Annotated in this window: 15 protein-coding genes; 7 read left to right on the forward strand and 8 right to left on the reverse strand. The window is 71.2% G+C overall.

The window, feature by feature from the left end; all coding sequences use genetic code 11:
* Window positions 1-41: 41 nt before the first annotated feature.
* Window positions 42-1,082 (forward strand): aldehyde reductase, encoded by a 1,041-nt coding sequence (locus EDF55_RS16105; protein WP_123655954.1) that lies wholly within the window; start codon window positions 42-44, stop codon window positions 1,080-1,082.
* Window positions 1,083-1,107: 25 nt separating this feature from the next.
* On the opposite strand, the gene EDF55_RS16110 is transcribed toward EDF55_RS16105, so the two are convergent.
* Both EDF55_RS16110 and EDF55_RS16115 read right to left on the reverse strand, forming a co-directional pair.
* Window positions 1,108-1,359: a DUF6458 family protein gene (locus EDF55_RS16110; protein WP_123655955.1), complete on the reverse strand. Its 252-nt coding sequence runs from the start codon at window positions 1,357-1,359 to the stop codon at window positions 1,108-1,110.
* Window positions 1,360-1,421: 62 nt separating this feature from the next.
* Window positions 1,422-3,986 carry an RNA helicase gene (locus EDF55_RS16115; RefSeq protein ID WP_123655956.1) on the reverse strand — a complete coding sequence of 855 codons (2,565 nt, stop codon included), beginning with the start codon at window positions 3,984-3,986 and terminating at the stop codon, window positions 1,422-1,424.
* A 123-nt stretch (window positions 3,987-4,109) separates the two neighbouring features.
* On the opposite strand from EDF55_RS16115, the gene EDF55_RS16120 reads away from it, so the two are divergent.
* Window positions 4,110-5,129: an LLM class flavin-dependent oxidoreductase gene (locus EDF55_RS16120; protein ID WP_123655957.1), complete on the forward strand. Its 1,020-nt coding sequence runs from the start codon at window positions 4,110-4,112 to the stop codon at window positions 5,127-5,129.
* 451 nt (window positions 5,130-5,580) lie between these two features.
* Here the strand turns inward: EDF55_RS16120 and EDF55_RS16125 are convergent, their stop codons facing one another.
* Together EDF55_RS16125 and EDF55_RS16130 are read right to left on the reverse strand one after the other, a co-directional pair.
* Window positions 5,581-8,058 (reverse strand): glycoside hydrolase family 3 protein, encoded by a 2,478-nt coding sequence (locus EDF55_RS16125; protein ID WP_123655958.1) that lies wholly within the window; start codon window positions 8,056-8,058, stop codon window positions 5,581-5,583.
* Between the two features lie 38 nt (window positions 8,059-8,096).
* Window positions 8,097-9,365 carry an MFS transporter gene (locus EDF55_RS16130; RefSeq protein WP_243698272.1) on the reverse strand — a complete coding sequence of 423 codons (1,269 nt, stop codon included), beginning with the start codon at window positions 9,363-9,365 and terminating at the stop codon, window positions 8,097-8,099.
* 130 nt (window positions 9,366-9,495) lie between these two features.
* Here EDF55_RS16130 and EDF55_RS16135 point away from each other — a divergent pair, with 130 nt between their 5' ends.
* Together EDF55_RS16135 and EDF55_RS16140 are read left to right on the forward strand one after the other, a co-directional pair.
* A complete protein-coding gene (locus EDF55_RS16135) occupies window positions 9,496-10,095 on the forward strand; it encodes a TetR/AcrR family transcriptional regulator (protein ID WP_123655960.1) in 600 nt (199 codons plus the stop codon).
* 47 nt (window positions 10,096-10,142) lie between these two features.
* Complete coding sequence (locus tag EDF55_RS16140) at window positions 10,143-11,006, forward strand: NAD(P)-dependent oxidoreductase (protein ID WP_165931422.1); 864 nt, start codon at window positions 10,143-10,145, stop codon at window positions 11,004-11,006.
* Between the two features lie 54 nt (window positions 11,007-11,060).
* Here the strand turns inward: EDF55_RS16140 and EDF55_RS16145 are convergent, their stop codons facing one another.
* Window positions 11,061-12,686, reverse strand: a complete 1,626-nt coding sequence (locus tag EDF55_RS16145; protein WP_260236085.1) for a methyltransferase — start codon at window positions 12,684-12,686, stop codon at window positions 11,061-11,063.
* Window positions 12,683-13,048, reverse strand: a complete 366-nt coding sequence (locus tag EDF55_RS16150) for a helix-turn-helix transcriptional regulator (RefSeq protein WP_123655961.1) — start codon at window positions 13,046-13,048, stop codon at window positions 12,683-12,685. Before EDF55_RS16150 ends, EDF55_RS16145 begins: the two co-directional genes overlap by 4 nt.
* A 140-nt stretch (window positions 13,049-13,188) precedes the next feature.
* Between EDF55_RS16150 and EDF55_RS16155 the strand changes: the two genes are divergently transcribed.
* Window positions 13,189-14,448 carry an MFS transporter gene (locus EDF55_RS16155; protein ID WP_123655962.1) on the forward strand — a complete coding sequence of 420 codons (1,260 nt, stop codon included), beginning with the start codon at window positions 13,189-13,191 and terminating at the stop codon, window positions 14,446-14,448.
* Window positions 14,449-14,483: 35 nt separating this feature from the next.
* Here the strand turns inward: EDF55_RS16155 and EDF55_RS16160 are convergent, their stop codons facing one another.
* Window positions 14,484-14,906 (reverse strand): TIGR02611 family protein, encoded by a 423-nt coding sequence (locus tag EDF55_RS16160; RefSeq protein WP_260236086.1) that lies wholly within the window; start codon window positions 14,904-14,906, stop codon window positions 14,484-14,486.
* Window positions 14,907-15,095: 189 nt separating this feature from the next.
* Entirely contained in the window at window positions 15,096-15,428 is a 333-nt protein-coding gene (locus EDF55_RS16165) for a TraR/DksA C4-type zinc finger protein (protein ID WP_123655963.1), read from the reverse strand.
* Window positions 15,429-15,477: 49 nt separating this feature from the next.
* Here EDF55_RS16165 and EDF55_RS16170 point away from each other — a divergent pair, with 49 nt between their 5' ends.
* The gene (locus EDF55_RS16170; protein WP_123655964.1) at window positions 15,478-16,515 is read left to right on the forward strand and encodes an LLM class flavin-dependent oxidoreductase; all 1,038 of its coding nucleotides are present in this window, start codon (window positions 15,478-15,480) and stop codon (window positions 16,513-16,515) included.
* Between the two features lie 102 nt (window positions 16,516-16,617).
* Window positions 16,618-17,067, forward strand: a complete 450-nt coding sequence (locus tag EDF55_RS16175) for a DUF2510 domain-containing protein (RefSeq protein WP_123655965.1) — start codon at window positions 16,618-16,620, stop codon at window positions 17,065-17,067.
* The last annotated feature ends 68 nt before the right edge of the window (window positions 17,068-17,135 follow it).

The following is a 17,135-nucleotide window of genomic DNA, read 5'->3' on the forward strand; positions in this document are numbered from 1 at the left end:
CGACACCGCTGGAGGGTGGAACCAGACACCAGGAGGTCCACATGTCCGACACCACCCGCATCCTCGTCACCGGGGGCTCCGGCTTCATCGCCGGCCACTGCATCCTGCAGCTCCTCGACGCCGGCCACGACGTCCGCGCCACGATCCGCTCGCTCGACAAGGAGGCGGCGGTGCGTGCAGTCCTGACCGACTCCGGCATGACGGCCGGCGATCGGCTCGAGTTCGTCGCCGCCGACCTCACCGCGGACGACGGCTGGGCCGCTGCGACCGCCGACGTCGACGTCGTCCTGCACGTGGCGTCCCCGGTGATGCCCGGACACGTCGAGGACGAGGCGACGGTCATCGAACCCGCGGTCGAGGGCACGGTCCGTGTGCTCCGCGCCGCCCGTGATGCCGGCGTGCGTCGTGTCGTCCTGACCTCGGCGTTCCACGCGGTGAGCTGGGGCCACCCGCACACCGACCACGTGTTCACCGAGGACGACTGGACCGTGCTGGACGGCCCCGGCGTGGACGCGTACGGCAAGAGCAAGACGCTTGCCGAGCGCGCGGCGTGGGACTTCGTGGCCGGGGCCGACGCTGCCGGGACGCCCGAACTCGTCACCATGCTCCCCGTCGCCGTGATGGGTCCCGCGATGGGCAGCAGCGTCTCCGGCGCCAACCACATCCTGCAGTCGATGCTGAACGGGTCGATGCCGGCGACCCCGCACCTGTTCATCCCGATCGTCGACGTCCGGGACGTCGCAGCCGCACACGTCGCAGCGATCGATGTCCCGGACGCTGCCGGCAAGCGGTTCCTGCTCTCGAACGGGCCGGCGCTCGAGATGGCCGAGATCGCTGGGACGCTCCGCGAGCACCTCGGCGAGGCTGCGACCAAGGTGCCGAAGCACTCGATGCCGAACGCCGCGGTGCGTGCAGCGGCGAAGCTCCGTCCGCAGTTCCGGGCGTTCGTCCCCGACCTCGGCTACGCCAAGCGCACCTCGAACGAGCGCGCCCGGACGGTCCTCAGCTGGACGCCGCGGGACCCGAAGGACGCGATCACCGCCGCCGCGGAGAGCATGGTCGCGCGCGGGTTGGTCGGCTAGGACCGAGCGCCCACGACGACGGGCGTCAGTACGACCCGTCGCGTCGGTCCTGCCGGGTGATCTGCTCGCCCGATGCGGGATCGACGCCCGACCGGGTGGTGGTGGTCGACCGACGACCACCGAACGCGACGGCCAGGCTGATGATGAGCAGCACGACGCCGGCCGCCATCAGGATGTACCCGATCAGCCGCAGGTCGACGCCCGCGAGCTGGAAGTCCAGAGCGAAGGCGACGATGGCGCCGATGACGATCAGGGCGATGCTCGATCCGATGCGCATGGTGGTTCCTTCCGTGGGGTCACGCCGAACGTACCCGGACGGGGCACCGTGTGTTCCCGGCGTCAGTCGACGTCGACCTCGGCCCACCCGTCGAACCGCCCGATCTCGGTGACCCGCACGACGGCCTCTCCGGCTTCGTCCGAGGCGTCGAGGTCGATCGTCGCCGAGAACCCGAAGTCCTTGTCCCCGGACGGGTCGGCGAAGATCTGTCGAGCACGCCACGTCCGGCCCTGCTCGGACAGCACCAGGTACTGCATCGACCGCGCTTCAGCGTCCGTCCCGACGTCGTCGTGTGACTCGTAGTACTCCTCGAGCACGGCGTCCCACGCGTCCGCGTCGAACCCGGCGGCACTGTCGAGTTCCGCCAGACCGTCGATGTCGTCGCGCGCGGCGAGCAGCACCCGCTGGAACAGCGCGTTCCGCACGAGCACCCGGAAGGCACGGACGTTGCCGGTGAGTCGTGACGGCTGCGGCGGGGCGATCTCCTCGTGCTCGGCGGCGGCGAGCGACACGTCCCCGTTGACCAGGGCTTCCCACTCGTCGACCAGGGACGAGTCGACCTGCCGGACGAGCTCGCCGAGCCACTCGATGAGGTCGTCGAGCTCGGGCGTGCGCTGGTCTTCGGTGATCGTCTGCCGCATGGTCCGGTACGCGTCCGAGAGGTACCGCAGCACGAGCCCCTCGGAGCGGGTGAGCTGGTAGAACCGCACGAAGTCGCCGAAGGTCATCGCGCGCTCGTACATGTCGCGGACGACGGACTTGGGCGAGAGCGTGAAGTCGAGCACCCAGGGCTGCTCGGCCGCGTACGCGTCGTACGCGGCGGTCAGCAGTTCGTCCAGCGGCTTGGGCCAGGTGACCTCTTCGAGGAGCTCCATGCGTTCCTCGTACTCGATGCCTTCCTGCTTCATCCGGGCGACGGCTTCACCGCGCTCCTTGAACTGCTGCTGCGAGAGGATCGCCCGCGGGTCGTCGAGGGTGGCTTCGACGATCGAGACCATGTCGAGCGCGTAGGTCGGCGACTCGGGGTCGAGCAGTTCGAACGCGGCGAGCGCGAACGGTGAGAGCGGCTGGTTGAGCGCGAAGTTCGCCTGCAGGTCGACGGTCAGGCGGTAGGTGACGGGCGGCCCTGGGACCCGCTCGATGACCTGCGCGTTGATGAGCGTGCGCGCGATCGTGAGTGCGCGCCGCGCCATGGCGAGCTGCCGCGAACGGGGCTCGTGGTTCTCGAAGACGAGCGACCGCACCGCGGCGAACGCGTCTCCCCCGCGCCCGACGACGGCGAGGACCATCGCGTGCGTGATCCGCATCCGCGACACCATCGGCTCGGGCTCGGCCTGGATCAGGCGCTCGAACGACGCCTGTCCCCACGAGACGAACCCGTCTGGCGCCTTCTTGCGCTTGATCTTGCTCTTCTTCTTCGGGTCGTCGCCCGCCTTGGCCACGGCGCGCGCGTTCTCGATGTCGTGCTCGGGCGCTTCGGCGACGACATCGCCCTCGGTGTCGTACCCGGCACGACCGGCACGTCCGGCGATCTGGTGGAACTCGCGCGCGGAGAGCTGCCGCATCCGGGTGCCGTCGAACTTCGTGAGCCCGGTGAGCAGCACGGACCGGATGGGCACGTTGATCCCGACGCCGAGGGTGTCGGTCCCGCAGATCACCGGCAGCAGGCCGCGCTGCGCGAGCTGCTCGACGAGGCGCCGGTACTTCGGCAGCATGCCCGCGTGGTGCACCCCGATGCCGGCGCGGATGAGCCGCGAGAGCGTCTGCCCGAACCCGGCGCTGAACCGGAACCCAGCGATCGCCTCCGCGATCTGGTCGCGCCGTTCGCGTGTGGCGACCTTCGCCGACATGAGCGCCTGCGCGCGTTCCAGCGCTGCGGCCTGGGCGAAGTGCACGATGTAGATCGGTGCCTTGCCGTCGTCGAGGAGCCGCTCGACCGTCTCCTGCACGGGCGTCATCACGTACTCGTACTCGAGCGGCACGGGTCGTGAGACGCCGGTGACCCGGGCGGTCGGTCGGCCGGTGCGCCGGGAGAGGTCGTCGGCGATGGTCGTGACGTCCCCGAGGGTGGCCGACATCAGCAGGAACTGGGCCCGCTCCAGCACGAGCAGCGGCACCTGCCAGGCCCAGCCGCGGTCGGCGTCGCCGTAGAAGTGGAACTCGTCCATGACGACCACGTCGACGTCGGCGTCCGGGCCCTGGCGGAGCGCCAGGTTCGCCAGGATCTCGGCGGTGCAGCAGACGATCGGGGCATCGGCGTTGACGCTCGAGTCCCCCGTGACCATCCCGACGTTCTGCGCACCGAAGAGGTCGACGAGCTGGAAGAACTTCTCCGAGACGAGCGCCTTGATCGGTGCCGTGTACCAGCTCCGCTTGCCCTCGGCGAGCGCCGCGAAGTGCGCACCGGCCGCGACGAGGGACTTGCCGGTACCGGTGGGGGTGCTGAGCACGACGTTCGCCCCGGACACGAGCTCGATGAGCGCTTCGTCCTGCGCCGGGTAGAGTGGTCGGCCGCCGGCTTCGGCCCAGTCGGCGAAGGCCTGGTAGACGGCATCGGGGTCGACGACACCGCCGGGGGCCGCCGGCAGCGCGGCGACGAGTGGTGGCTGGGTGGTGACGTCGGTCATGGACCCATCCTCCCAGCATGGTGACCAGCGACGCTCGGGAGGCTCGGCACCTGTGGAGGAGTGGCGAACGTTCCACAGACGGGAACCATGGCCCCGTTGCATACAGGCGCATAGACTCACCCCGTGCGCGAACTCGGCTTCCTCTCCTTCGTCCCGAACCACGGCGGTCCCGCCGGCGCGGCCGCAGCGCTCGAGGACGGCCTCCGCCTCTTCGAGACGGCCGAGCGCCTCGGCTACGGCACGGGTTGGGTGCGTGGTCGGCACTTCGAGCCGTTCCTCACCAGCCCGATGACGTTCTTCGCAGCCGCCGCGCAGCGCACCAGCACGATCGGGTTCGGCACCGCGGTGCTCGGGATGCGCTACGAGGACCCGGTCCGGCTCGCCGAGGACGCCAGCACGGTCGACCTCCTGAGCGGCGGCCGGGTGCAGCTCGGCATCAGCACGGGCATCGCCGGCTACGGCCCGATCCTCGACCCGGTGTTCGGCAGCGTCGAGCGGAGCTTCCGGGACGAGGCCGAAGCCCGCGCCGCCCGGCTGCTCGAAGTGCTCGACGGCGAGCCCCTCGGCACGGCCGGCAAGGGGTACGAGAGCATCCCCGCCGGCGCCGACCTGACGTTGCAGCCGCTCAGCCCCGCCCTCCGCAACCGCGTCTGGTGGGGCGGCGGCAGCATGGGCACCGCCCTCCGCACGGCCGAGAAGGGGCTGCTGCTGCACTGCTCGACGCTGAACACGGAGGACACCGGTGAGCCCTTCGCGGTGGCCCAGGCTGCGCAGATCGACGCCTACCGTGCACGCTTCGCGGAACTGCACGGTGCGGACGGCCGCACCCCGAAGGTCGCCGTCGGCCGCATCGTCGTCCCGCTGCTCGACGACCACGACCGGGCCGTCCACCAGGAGTTCCTCACCGGCTACGCCTCGGGCATGGACGACGAGGGTCGTCCGCTCTCCGGCACCCCGCCGTTCCGCTTCAGCAAGGTCGTGTCCGGGGAGCCGGCCGCGATCGTGGACGCGCTCCGGGCGGACCCCGCCGTCGCGGCGACCGACGAGCTCGTCATCACCCTGCCCGCCAACGGCGACGCCGCGTCCCACGAGCGCATCCTGACGGTCATCGCCGAGCAGATCGCCCCGCACCTGAACGACTAGCGAACGAGTGACCGGGGCATCCGGCGGGACCCGCGGTGTGGTGAGTCCCGGGGCTCCTCGCCGGATGACCATCTCGTCCCTGATCCGTACGGGATGGTGCACCCATCGTTCCACCTGCCGCGTTGTTTGTCACAACTCGACGCCCGTGCATTCAGGAAACCGTGACAATTCGTCAGCAGATATTCCGTAGAAGAAATATGCCCCGGGGACGGGGCGCGGACCGGACGGGACGGGACGGGACGGACGGGCAAAAGGGATGCGCCCCCGCGAGAACGCGGGGGCGCATCGTGACGCACCAGGATCACCGGGGCTCCATCGGCCGGATCAGGAGGCCGTGTCGCGCTCACGGTGATCCTCGTCGGTGCGCGCGTCGACGGTAACCAGCCGCCTGACGCATGATCAATGTTACTGAATGTATCCCCGGGGCGCGCGGAAACCGGATCAAACGGCCTCAGACGAGTTCGATCTGCACCGTTCCGGCCGCATCGACGACCGAACTCCCGACGTGCAGCGCGAACGTGCCCGGCTCGTACGACCACGCGCCGTCCCAGTACGCGAAGGCCCGTGCCGGCACCTCGATCGACACCTCGGTGCTCTCTCCCGCCTCGAGCCGGACGGGCGCGAAGCCGACGAGCCACCGGACGGGCCGGTCCACCGCGGACCCCGCGCGCGACGCGTAGACCTGCACGACGTGCTTCCCGGCGCGCGAGCCGGTGTTCCGCACCGTGGCGGTCACGATGGCCGCGTCACCCTCGCGCACCTCGGGCGAGCCCGAGACGCCGTCGATCGTCCACGTCGTGTAGCCGAGGCCGTACCCGAACGGGTAGGCGGGTTCGGTGCCGGCGCGGAGCCACGCGCGGTAGCCGATGTGCACACCCTCGTCGTACCGGACGACGCCGTCGACCGGGGTGACGTCGAGCACGGGCACGTCCGCCATCGCGGCGGGCCACGTGGTCGGGAGCCGGCCGCCCGGCTCACGAGCGCCGGTGAGCACGTCCGCGAGCGCGTTGCCGTACTCCTGTCCGCCGAACCAGGTGAGCAGCACCGCGGCGACGTCGTCCCGCCACGGCATCTCCACCGGCGACCCGGCGTTGACGACCACGATCGTGTTCGGGTTCGCAGCGGCGACCGCGGCGACGAGCGCGTCCTGGTGGCCCGGCAGCGCGAGCGACGAACGGTCGTACCCCTCGGACTCGACCTTGGAGTTCGTGCCGACCACGACCACGGCGACGTCGGCGTCACGAGCGGTCGCGACGGCCGCGTCGATCAGGACGGACGGGTCCTCGTCCGAGGGTTCGGTGCCGAACTGGTAGGCGAGCACCCCGCCGAGCGCCTCGTCCTGCACGATGTCGTGCTCGATCCGGATCGCGAGCTCCTGGCCAGCGGTGACGGTGACCGGGACGGATCGTGCCGGCGGGTTGAGGAAGGCCGCGCCGAGCTGGTCGCCCTCGACGGCGACGTCCTCGTCGAGCACGAGCGAGCCGTCGACCCACATCCGCGAGCGACCGGACGCGCCGACGCCGATCCGGATCGTGCCCGGGGTCTGCGCCGTGTACGTCGTGGTGATGTCGAGCCGGTCGGCGGTCCGGGTCGGGGCGTCGCCGCCGAACCAGAACAGCGCCGTGGCCTGCCGGTCCTCGACGAAGACCTCGGACCCGTCCTGCACGAACGCCACGCGCGCACCGGGCTCGCCGGTCACGGGGTTGGTGATCGTCGCCAGCGGGAACTCCGCGATGCCCTCCTGCACGACGGCGCCGATGGCGTAGTCGACGGTGGCGCCTGGGAACGCTGCGCTGATCCCGTCGAGCGGCGACACGACCTGCGACGGCACGACCGTCGCCGAGCCACCGCCCTGCGTGCGCGCCTGGTCGGCGTTGTGGCCGATCACCGCGATGCGGGACACGGCCGGCGCGGACAGCGGCAGCACGCCGGTGTTGCGGACGAGCACGGTGCCCTCCGCCTCGGCCTCGCGCACGAACGCGACGCCGTCCTCGACGTGCACGGGCGAGGACGCGACGGCATCGAACCCCGTCAGTGCCCCGACGCGGGCGGCGAGCGTCAGGATCCGACGGACCTTGCGGTCGATCGCCTCGACGGGGACGGAGCCGTCCTGCACCGCGGCAAGCAGCGGTCCCTCGCTCCACCACGGGTTCGGCCCGGGCATGGCGACGTCCTGGGACGCCTTCGCCGAGTCCACGGAGCGGACGCCGGTCCAGTCGGAGACGACGATGCCGTCGAAGCCCCACTCGGAGTTCAGCGGCGTCTCGAGCAGGTCGTTCTCGGACGCGGTGACGCCGTTGATCGCGTTGTACGAGGACATGATCGCCCAGGTGTGCGCCTCGGTGACGGCCTTCTCGAACGCGAGCAGGTACAGCTCACGGAGTGCCCGGTCGGACACCTCGGTCGAAGCGGTGAAGCGGTCGGTCTCGTAGTCGTTCGCGATGTAGTGCTTCGGCGTCGCGGCGACGCCGTTCTCCTGCACGCCCGCGACGTAGGACGCGGCGAGGTCCCCGGTCAGCACCGGGTCCTCGCTGAACGCCTCGAAGTGGCGGCCGCCGAGGGGCGACCGGTGCAGGTTGATGGTCGGGCCGAGGACGACGTCGACGCCCTTGCGCCGGGCCTCGACGGCGGCGGCGGCGCCGTAGCGCTTGGCGATCGCGCGGTCCCACGAAGCGCTCAGCGCGGTGGCGGACGGCAGGTTCAGCGACGGGTCGCGTTCGTCCCACACCTCGCCACGGACCCCCGACGGGCCGTCGGACATGAGCATCCGGCGCAGCCCGATCTTCTCGATCGGCCAGGTGGTCCAGAAGTCACGCCCGGTGAGCAGCTGCACCTTCTCCTCGATGGTCAGCTGGTCGACGAGCGCGCCGATGCGCTCGTCCAGCGGGGACGGACTGGAGGCTGTGGTCACGTCGTTCGCGGTGGTCACGGTGGTGTGTCCTTTCGTTCAGAGCCGGGGTCGGGTCGTCAGCGCACGCCGCGGATGCGCGAGACCGAGACGATCCCGAGCAGTCCGACGACGGCGCCGGTGATGAAGAAGCCGCTGTACCCGCCGGTGAGGGCGATCACGCCGGGGGCGGACGCGGGGACGATCGACTGCGGCAGGGCCTGCGCGATGTTGACGACGCCGAGGTCCTTCGCATTGTCCTCGTCCGAGGGCAGCACGTCCGTGATCAGGGCGAGGTCGACGGCGTAGAAGACGCCCATGCCGGCGCCCATCACGAACTCGCCGACGAGCACCATGCCGAGGGACGGCGCCATGGCGATGAGCACCAGACCGACCACGCCGACGATCCCGGCGATGGCGACGAAGAGCTTGCGGCGGCCGAGCTTGTCGGACAGCCACCCGGCGATCAGCGAGGTGAGGACGATGCCGACGACGTTCCAGAGCGTGCCCTGGAAGACGGCGTTCGCGACGTGCGCGTCCGCGATGCCGATGTCGTCGCGCAGGAAGTAGGTGAGGTAGCTGACGGCGGTGTACTGCGCGGCGACCATCATGAAGCGCGTGAGCCAGGCCCAGCCGAGGTCCGGGTGCTTCACGGGGTTGAACACGAACGAGCCGAACAGCTGCCCGACGCCGAGGCGCGAGGTGGGGCGCTCGACGAGCACCCGGTCGCGGAACAACAGCGCGTAGAGCACCACCACGGCGGACCCGATCGCCCCGGGGACGATCATCTGCGTCGCCGACGTCGTGAACAGCTGCACCAGGAACGTGCCACCGACGAGCGCGAGGTTCTGCGCGAGGCCGAGGAGCGCCGCGACCCGGCCGCGCTGGGACCGCGTGACGTGGTCCGGCATGACGGCGGTGAGCGCCGCGATCGTGGCGTTGAACGCGATCTGCGTGACGCCCCACGCGAGCACCAGGACCAGGGTGGAGGACGTCGTCGCGACGACCACGAGGCCCGCGAAGCCGACCACGGTGCCACCGATGATCCACGGACGACGCATGCCGAACCTCCCGGCGGTCCGGTCACTGAATCGACCGGCCAGCGGGTTGGCGACCATCGCGGCGAAGGCGCCGACGCCGAGCGCCAGGCCGAGCACGCCCGCCTGGTCGTCCGGCGCGATCTCGGCGACCTTGAGTGCCATCGCGACGAGCACCGGCGGGAGCAGGGCGATGTACAGGCCGAGCATCGCGATCGGCATGCCGAGCGTGTACATGAGCGAGCTGCCTCGGCCGCGCGTGGGTGCGACTGCGGTCGGGGCGTCGGAAACGGTCAGGGCGTCGTTGGCCACTGCAACCTCCATCGGGTGCGCCGCCGGCGTCGGCGACTCGCACGCCTTCGTCGGCGGCTCCTGCCACGGTACCACCAAAACCAAGCGCTACTAGGTTTTACCGGAACGAGCCAGGCGGTACAGTCCTGCCATGGCACGACGGGGTTCATACGCGAAGGGCATCGCGAAGCGCGACGAGATCCTCACGGTGGCGCTCGAACTCGTCGCCCAGCAGGGCTTTCGGCGCACCAGCATCAAGGACATCGCGGACGCGGTCGGCCTCACGCAGGCCGGGCTGCTGCACTACTTCGACTCGAAGGACGAGCTCTGGGTGGAGATCCTCCGGCGCCGCGACGAGCTCGACAACGCCACCGAGTGGAACGCCGCCGACCCGGCCGAGCTCCTCGCCGCGATCGTCCGGCACAACGCAGAGGTCCCCGGGCTCGTGCAGATGTTCGTCAACCTCTCCGCCGCGGCCGCGACCGACCCGGAGCACCCGGCGCACGAGTACTTCCGCCAGCGCTACGAGAACTCCCGCCGGGACATGGCCGCCGACTTCCGCGCCATGCAGGAGGACGGCCGGCTCCGCACCGACGTCGACGCCGAGGAGCTGACGAGCGTGCTGCTCGCGGTGTCGGACGGCATGCAGATCCAGTGGCTCTTCGACCCGTCGCGCGACATGGTGGCGCACGTCGAACTCGTCGCCAGGCTCGCGCTCGCCCAGGTCGCATCGGGCAGGATGAAGGCGTAGGACCCTCACCCGACGGTCCGACAGACTCGACGACGAGCGGAGGCGCGATGACGCGCGTAGTGGTGACCGGCGGCAGCGGCAAGCTCGGACGAGCGGTGGTGCGCGACCTCGACGAGCACGGGTACGACGTGGTGCTCCTGGACCGTGTGCCCTCTCCGGACAAGCCCGAGGACGTGCAGTTCGTGCGCATCGACCTGACCGACTACGGGCAGGTGCTGAACGCCCTGCTCGGCATCGACGATCGCTACGACTCCGTGGACGCCGTCGTGCACCTCGCCGCGGTCCCGGCACCCGGGCAGGTCCCGGACGTCGCGCTCATCACGAACAACGTGACCGCGTCCATCAACGTCTTCCACGCCGCACGCGCGGCGAAGATCACGAACGTCGTGTGGGCGTCGAGCGAGACCCTGCTCGGCATCCCGATGGGCGAGCACCACCCGCCGTACCTGCCCGTCGACGAGGAGTTCCCGGTGCGTCCGCAGTCCTCGTACTCCCTCGGCAAGGCCGTGGAGGAGGAGATGGCCCGCCACTTCACGCGCTGGGACCCGACGCTGAAGATGATCGGGCTGCGGTTCTCGAACGTGATGGACGAGACCGACTACCCGTCGTACCCGTGGGACGCCACCCCGGAGGCGAAGACCTTCAACCTGTGGTCCTACATCGACTCCCGCGACGGTGCGCAGGCGGTCCGGAAGGCCCTCGAGGCCGACCTCACCGGCTTCGAGGCGTTCGTCATCGCGAGCCCCGACACGGTGATGGACACCCCGACGATCGAGCTCGTCGAGCGGTACGTGCCGGACATCGAGCGCCGCTCGGACATCGACGGCGTCAGTTCACTGCTGTCGTCGGAGAAGGCCCGCGAGCTCCTCGGGTACGACCCGCAGCACTCCTGGCGCGACCACCGCTCCTGAGCGACGGCGACGGCGACGGCGACGGCGGGGCCGGTCACTGCCGGCCCCGTCCGCTCACGCGGGGGTGAGGAGCCCGTCGAGCACCAGGTCACGGGCGGCCGGGAGCAGGTCCGCCGCGAGCGCCTGTTCATCGACGCCCGTGATCTGCGCCAGCGCGCCGATGATCGCCGCGACGGACAGGTCGCCGTCGCAGGCACCGACGAACGCGGCGAGCGCCGTGTCCGCGTCGACCCGTCGACCGAAGCCACCACCCTGCACGAGCGTCATCACGGTCGGGTCGTCGTTGCCGGGCCAGTAGTACCGCTCCTCGGTGACGTCGCCGGCGGTCCGCAGGTGTGCGGCCGCGAGCGCCTCGTCGTCGTGCGCGGCCAGCCACTCTGCGGCGTCGAGGACGCGAGCGACCGTCGCGCCGAGGCCTGCGGGGTTGGAGCCGAGCGTCTCGGGGACGCGTTCGAACCGGCGGAGGTGCGCCGGGCCTCCCGTCCGGCCCTTCCGGACCACGACGTAGCCGAAACCGACCCCGGTGACCTTCCGCGCCTGGAAGTCGTCGAGCCACGCGCCGACCAGCTGGTCGAAGGCAGCGGTGCCGGGCTTGGTGCCGCCGTCCCGGATCCACGTCTCGGCGTAGGCGGCCGGGTCCTGCCGCTCCCGCTCGATGACCCACGCGTCCAGGTCCGTCCGTTCGAACCAGGAGCGCACGCGATCGAGGCCGTCGACGCCCCAGTGGTACTCCCAGTTGCCGAGGAGCTGCGCGGTCCCGCCGGGTTCCAGGTGCTCCTCGAGCCCGGTCAGCACGGTCTCGACCAGGGCGTCGCCGACCATGCCGCCGTCGCGGTACTCGTAGGACGGGACGCCCTCGGTCCGGGGCGTGATGACGAAGGGCGGGTTCGACACGATCCGGTCGAAGCGCTCACCCGCGACGGGCTCGAACAGCGAGCCGAAGCGGAAGTCGATGCCGTCGATGCCGTTCAGCTGCGCGTTGAACCGGGCGATGTCCAGGGCTCGTCGGGAGATGTCGGTGGCGACGACCTCGTCCGCGAAGCGCCGGGCGTGCATGGCCTGGATCCCGCAGCCGGTACCGAGGTCGAGCACCCGGTGGACGGGCACGGGGACCTGCAGGCCGCTGAGGGTCGTCGTCGCACCGCCGATGCCGAGGACGTGCTCCTCGTCGAGCGCGGCGCCGAGGGCGAGCTCCCCGAGGTCCGAGACGATCCACCAGCTGCCGGCTCCGGCGTCGTCGACGAACGCGTACGGGCGCAGGTCGACCGTCGGGACGACGTTCGGCTCGGTCAGGTGGGCGATGCGCTCCGGGTCGCTCTGGTCGACGAGCGCACGGGGGTCGACGTCCGCGTCCTCGAGCCGGACGATCCCGGCGCGGACGAGTGCATCGACCCCGACGGTCGGCAGCGCCCGCTCGGCATCGCTCAGTGGCATGCGGAACCCCAGGACGAACATCCCGGCGAGCGTGTACCGCGGGAGCAGCGCTTCGGTCACGCGGCCCCGCGCGGCACGGACGGCCGCCATCCGGTTGCCCCGGTGCAGCGCCGCGGCCGCGTCAGCACCCCAGAGCGCGTCGACGCCCTCGACGGTGAACCCGGCGGCGGTCAGGTCCGCGGCGAGCGCGTCGGTGACCGCGGGGTCGGCGGTGATCCTGGGCAGCACGTGGGTGCTCGCGCTCACAGGTCGATGTCCGACCGCATCAGTGCGGCGGGGACCTGCCACGCGAACACCAGGTCCAGCAGGCCCGGGAACCGCTCCTGCACGTCGTCGATCCGTGCACGGCTGCTCCGCGTCAGGCCCTCGCGGTGCTGTTCGAGCAGCCCGGCCTCGCGGAGGACGCGGAAGTGGTGCGTCAGTGTGGACTTCGGCCGGTCGACGCCGACCCAGCCGCACGAACGCACCCCGCCGGCGGCGTCGACGAGGTACCGGTGCATGATCGCGAGGCGGATCGGGTCCGACAGGGCGTCCATGACGACGGGGAGGTCCATCTCGGCCACCGTCGGCTGAGGCAGCCGTTCGGGGGCATCCACGCGCTCGGGCATGGACGGGACGCTACCACCGTTCGCCTCACAGTACGACTTGCGTCGTACAGCGAGGTGCGGTACCAATGCCGTACGACTTCACTCGTACAGCGGCCTGCGTCGGCCGCGACGGCCCCTCGGCCGCAACGGAAGGGACGCTCATGCAGTCAGCTCGCTCGGTCGCCGGGTTCTGGATCCTCGCGACGATGCTGCTCGTCTCGGTCGCGTCGTCGGCCGTCCCGTCGCCGATCTACCCCGTGTACGCCGCGGAGTGGCACCTCACCCCGCTCATGCTCACCGGGGTCTTCGCGATCTACGTCGCCGGACTCCTCCTCAGCCTGCTCGTCGCCGGGCGCCTGTCCGACCACGTCGGCCGGAAGCCCGTGCTCGTGGTCGGCGGCCTCGGCGTCGCGCTGTCCCTCGGGCTGTTCTCGATCGCGGACGGCCTCGGCGCGCTCATCGTCGACCGCATCGTGCAGGGCATGTCCGTCGGCCTGCTCATCGGCGCACTCGGTGCCGCGCTCATCGACAACTCGCTCGTGCGGTACCCGTCGCTCGCCGGCGTGCTGAACGGCGTCATCCCGCCGATCGCCCTCGCCACCGGTGCACTGTCGAGCGGCGCACTCGTCGAGTGGGGCCCGGCACCGGAGCAGCTGGTGTACGTCCTCTTCGGGTCGCTGCTGGTCCTCATGGTGATCGCGCTCGTCGTCGTGCCCGAGCAGGTCACCCGCCGTCCGGGCGCCCTCCGCTCCCTCCGCCCGACGATCTCCGTCCCGCGCTCGTCCCGTCGTCTGTTCCGCGGTGTCGCCGGCTCCCTCATCGCCAGCTGGGCGCTCGGTGGACTGTTCCTGTCGCTGGTCCCCTCGGCACTCGGCGCTGTCTTCGGCATCACGAACCACTTCGCGGCCGGGGCGCTCATCGCCGTGGTCACCGGGGTCGGCGCGCTGACGGGGCTCGCCATCCAGCGGCTCGACGCCCGGATCGGGGTCCTCATCGGCCTCGTCGCGCTCATCCTCGGACCGATCGTCACGGTGTCGTTCGTGTTCGCGCACTCGCTGCCGGGGCTCGTCGTCGGCAGTGCGATCGCGGGAGTCGGGTTCGGCGCGGGCTTCCAGGCGCCGCTCCGGATGCTGCTCGCCACCGCCGCGCCCACGCACCGTGCGGGGCTGCTCTCCACGATCTACGTCGTGTCCTACCTGGCCTTCGGCGTGCCGGCAGTGATCGGCGGGCTGCTCGAACCGACGGTCGGCCTCGTGCCGGTACTCGCCGGGTACGGCGCCTTCATCGTCGTCGCCGCGGTCGTCGCCCTCGTGCTGCAGCTCGTGTCGCGGGACGCCGCCGCGGTCGAGGAGCAGGCGTCCGAGGTCCTCGAGCGCACCGCCACCGGCTCGATCCGCACGAGCGCCGCCGCCGCGGACTAGCCGCGCCGCGCTGCGCCGCGCGAGCCCCGCCCGCGCTAGTGGCCGGGACGGGCCGGGCGCCGCATGCTCCGACGGGCATCGGCGTGTGCCGCGTCGACGTCGGCCTTGCCCCGGTCGGCCGCGTTCCGGAGCCACTGCGGCCCGTGCGCCTTCGCCCAGTCCCAGAAGCGGTGCAGCTGGGCCCTGAGCCACGTGATGATCCGGTGGAAGAAGTGGAACTCGCTCGCCAGGATCGTCAGCCCGATGAACACCACGAGCCACCCGGGCCCGGGCAGCGGCACGAGGATCAGCCCGATGATCACGACGAGCCCGCCGACGATGCCGACCAGCACCTTCCAGAACAGGTGCACGTGCGGTCGGGCGTGGATCCAGGAGCGCATGTCGTGGAACCACCGGAACCGGACGCGCCGCTCGCCGTCCGCGGTGATCGCGGTGCGGTCGTTCGGCTCTCGCTCCATGCCCGGAACGCTAGGGCGCGCGGCTGGGAATCAGCGGCGCAGAAGCCGCTGACGCGGTGGGTGCCGCGACGTTCGCGACACCGCCCCCACGGATGCGCAGCGCAACCGCCCGCTCGGTGTCGCTTCCCCGCGGACCGGCACCGGGCCTCCCGTCAGCAGCGGGTCACCACACGGCGGACGGGAGGCTCGTCATGCGTGGACGACGCACGTCGCGGCCCACGGGACCACGGCCAGTCGGGCATCGGGGATCGGTTCGCCGCCAACGGTGCAGATCCCGTAGGTGCCGGAGTCGAGCCGCGCGAGCGCGGCGTCGACCTGGTCGATCCGTCGGCGTGCGTCGTCACGCACCGCACCCAGCGACCCGCGCTCCCACGCGAGGGTCGCGCCCTCGGGGTCGTGCTCGTCGTCGGTGTTCGCGCCGTCCCGGGCATCGCTGACGTCCCGCATGCTGCGCTCGACGTCCGCGAGGAGCTTCTCGGCACGCGCGCGCTCGGTCGTGAGTGCGTCGCGGGGATCCTCCATGCCGCCGACCGTAGTCCGGCGGAATGGACACCACCTCGGATGCGTTCGCATGGACATGACCAAGATCGGGTTCCTGTCCTTCGGGCACTGGCGTGACGTCCCCGGATCGAAGGTGCGCAGCGGCCGCGAGGCCCTCGTCCAGGCGATCGACCTCGCCGTCGCGGCGGAGGAAGCCGGCGTCGACGGCGCCTACTTCCGCGTGCACCACTTCGCCCCGCAGCAGGCCGCACCGTTCCCGCTGCTCTCGGCGATCGCCGCCCGGACCAGCCGCATCGAGATCGGCACCGGCGTGATCGACATGCGCTACGAGAACCCGCTGTACATGGCCGAGGAGGCCGCGGCCACGGACCTCATCTCCGGCGGCCGACTGCAGCTCGGTGTCTCGCGTGGGTCACCCGAGACCGCCCAGGCTGGTTACCAGCAGTTCGGGTACGTCCCGGACGCGTCGGACCCGAACGGCGCCGACCTCGCCCGTGCGCACACCAGCGTGTTCCGCCGTGCGATCGCGGGCGAGCCGATGGCGAACGCGAACCCGCAGATGACCGGCGCCGTCGGATCGCTGCCGGTCTTCCCGCTGTCCGACGGTCTCTCCGACCGCATCTGGTGGGGTGCCGGCACCCGGGCCACCGCCGAGTGGACCGCGGAGCAGGGCATGAACCTGATGTCGTCGACGCTCCTCACCGAGGACACCGGCGTGCCGTTCGACGAGCTCCAGGCGGAGCAGATCGAGCGCTTCCGGACGACCTGGGCCGAGTCGGGCTGGGATCGTGAACCGCGGGTGTCCGTGTCCCGGAGCATCATCCCGATCATCGACGACGAGTCCCGGCACTACTTCGGGGTCCGGGCGCAGGTCGAGGGCAACGACCAGGTCGGCTACCTCGACGGCGGACTGGCGCGCTTCGGCCGCTCGTACATCGGCTCGCCCGAGGACCTCGTCACCGAGCTCGCCGCCGACGCCGCGGTCCGCGCTGCCGACACCGTGCTCGTCACCGTGCCGAACCAGCTCGGGGTCGACTTCAACGCCCGGCTCCTCGCGGCCGTCGCCGACGTGATGCACGAGGTGGACGCCGCGCCCGCACGCGCCTAGGTGCCCGGTCCCCCTTCCTGCTGACACCCGGCCTGGGACTGGGGCAGATGGTGTCCTCCCCGTACCGTCGGAGGGCACCATCCCCCGTTCTCAGGAGTTCCCGTGACGCTGCCGGCCGCCGGTTGGTTCCCGGACCCCCGGGACGCCGGTCGTCTCCGCTGGTGGGACGGACGCGCCTGGGGCGATGCGACGCGGGTGCTCCCCACACGCCCGACCGAGCCGGTGATGCCCATCGTGGTGACCCCGACCGGGCCCTCCTTCTCGGTGCGGACCCAGTCGGTCGAGAGCCGGACGTGGGCGTACGGGGCGAGCACCTCCCGGCGGCTCTGTGCGTTCGCGGTGTCCGCGGTCCTGCTCGCGGGGGCGTCCCTCGTGCTGGACCCGTTCGGTGTCTTCAGCGTGCTGGCGATCGTGATGGGCGCGATCGGCATGGTGCGCCCGGGGGCGACGGGCCGCTGGCGCGTGCTCGCTCGGAGTCTCGCCGCTTCGGCGTTCGTCGTCGCCCTGGCGACGGGCCTGGTCGCCCTGAACGAGTACCTCCACCTCGTCTGACCCCAGGGTGGATATGCAACATCTGATGTTGCAGCGAAGGGAAGAGTCCGTCAAGGTGGGCTCGATCA

This window comes from Curtobacterium sp. ZW137, from assembly GCF_003762905.1.
Taxonomy (GTDB): Bacteria; Actinomycetota; Actinomycetes; order Actinomycetales; family Microbacteriaceae; genus Curtobacterium.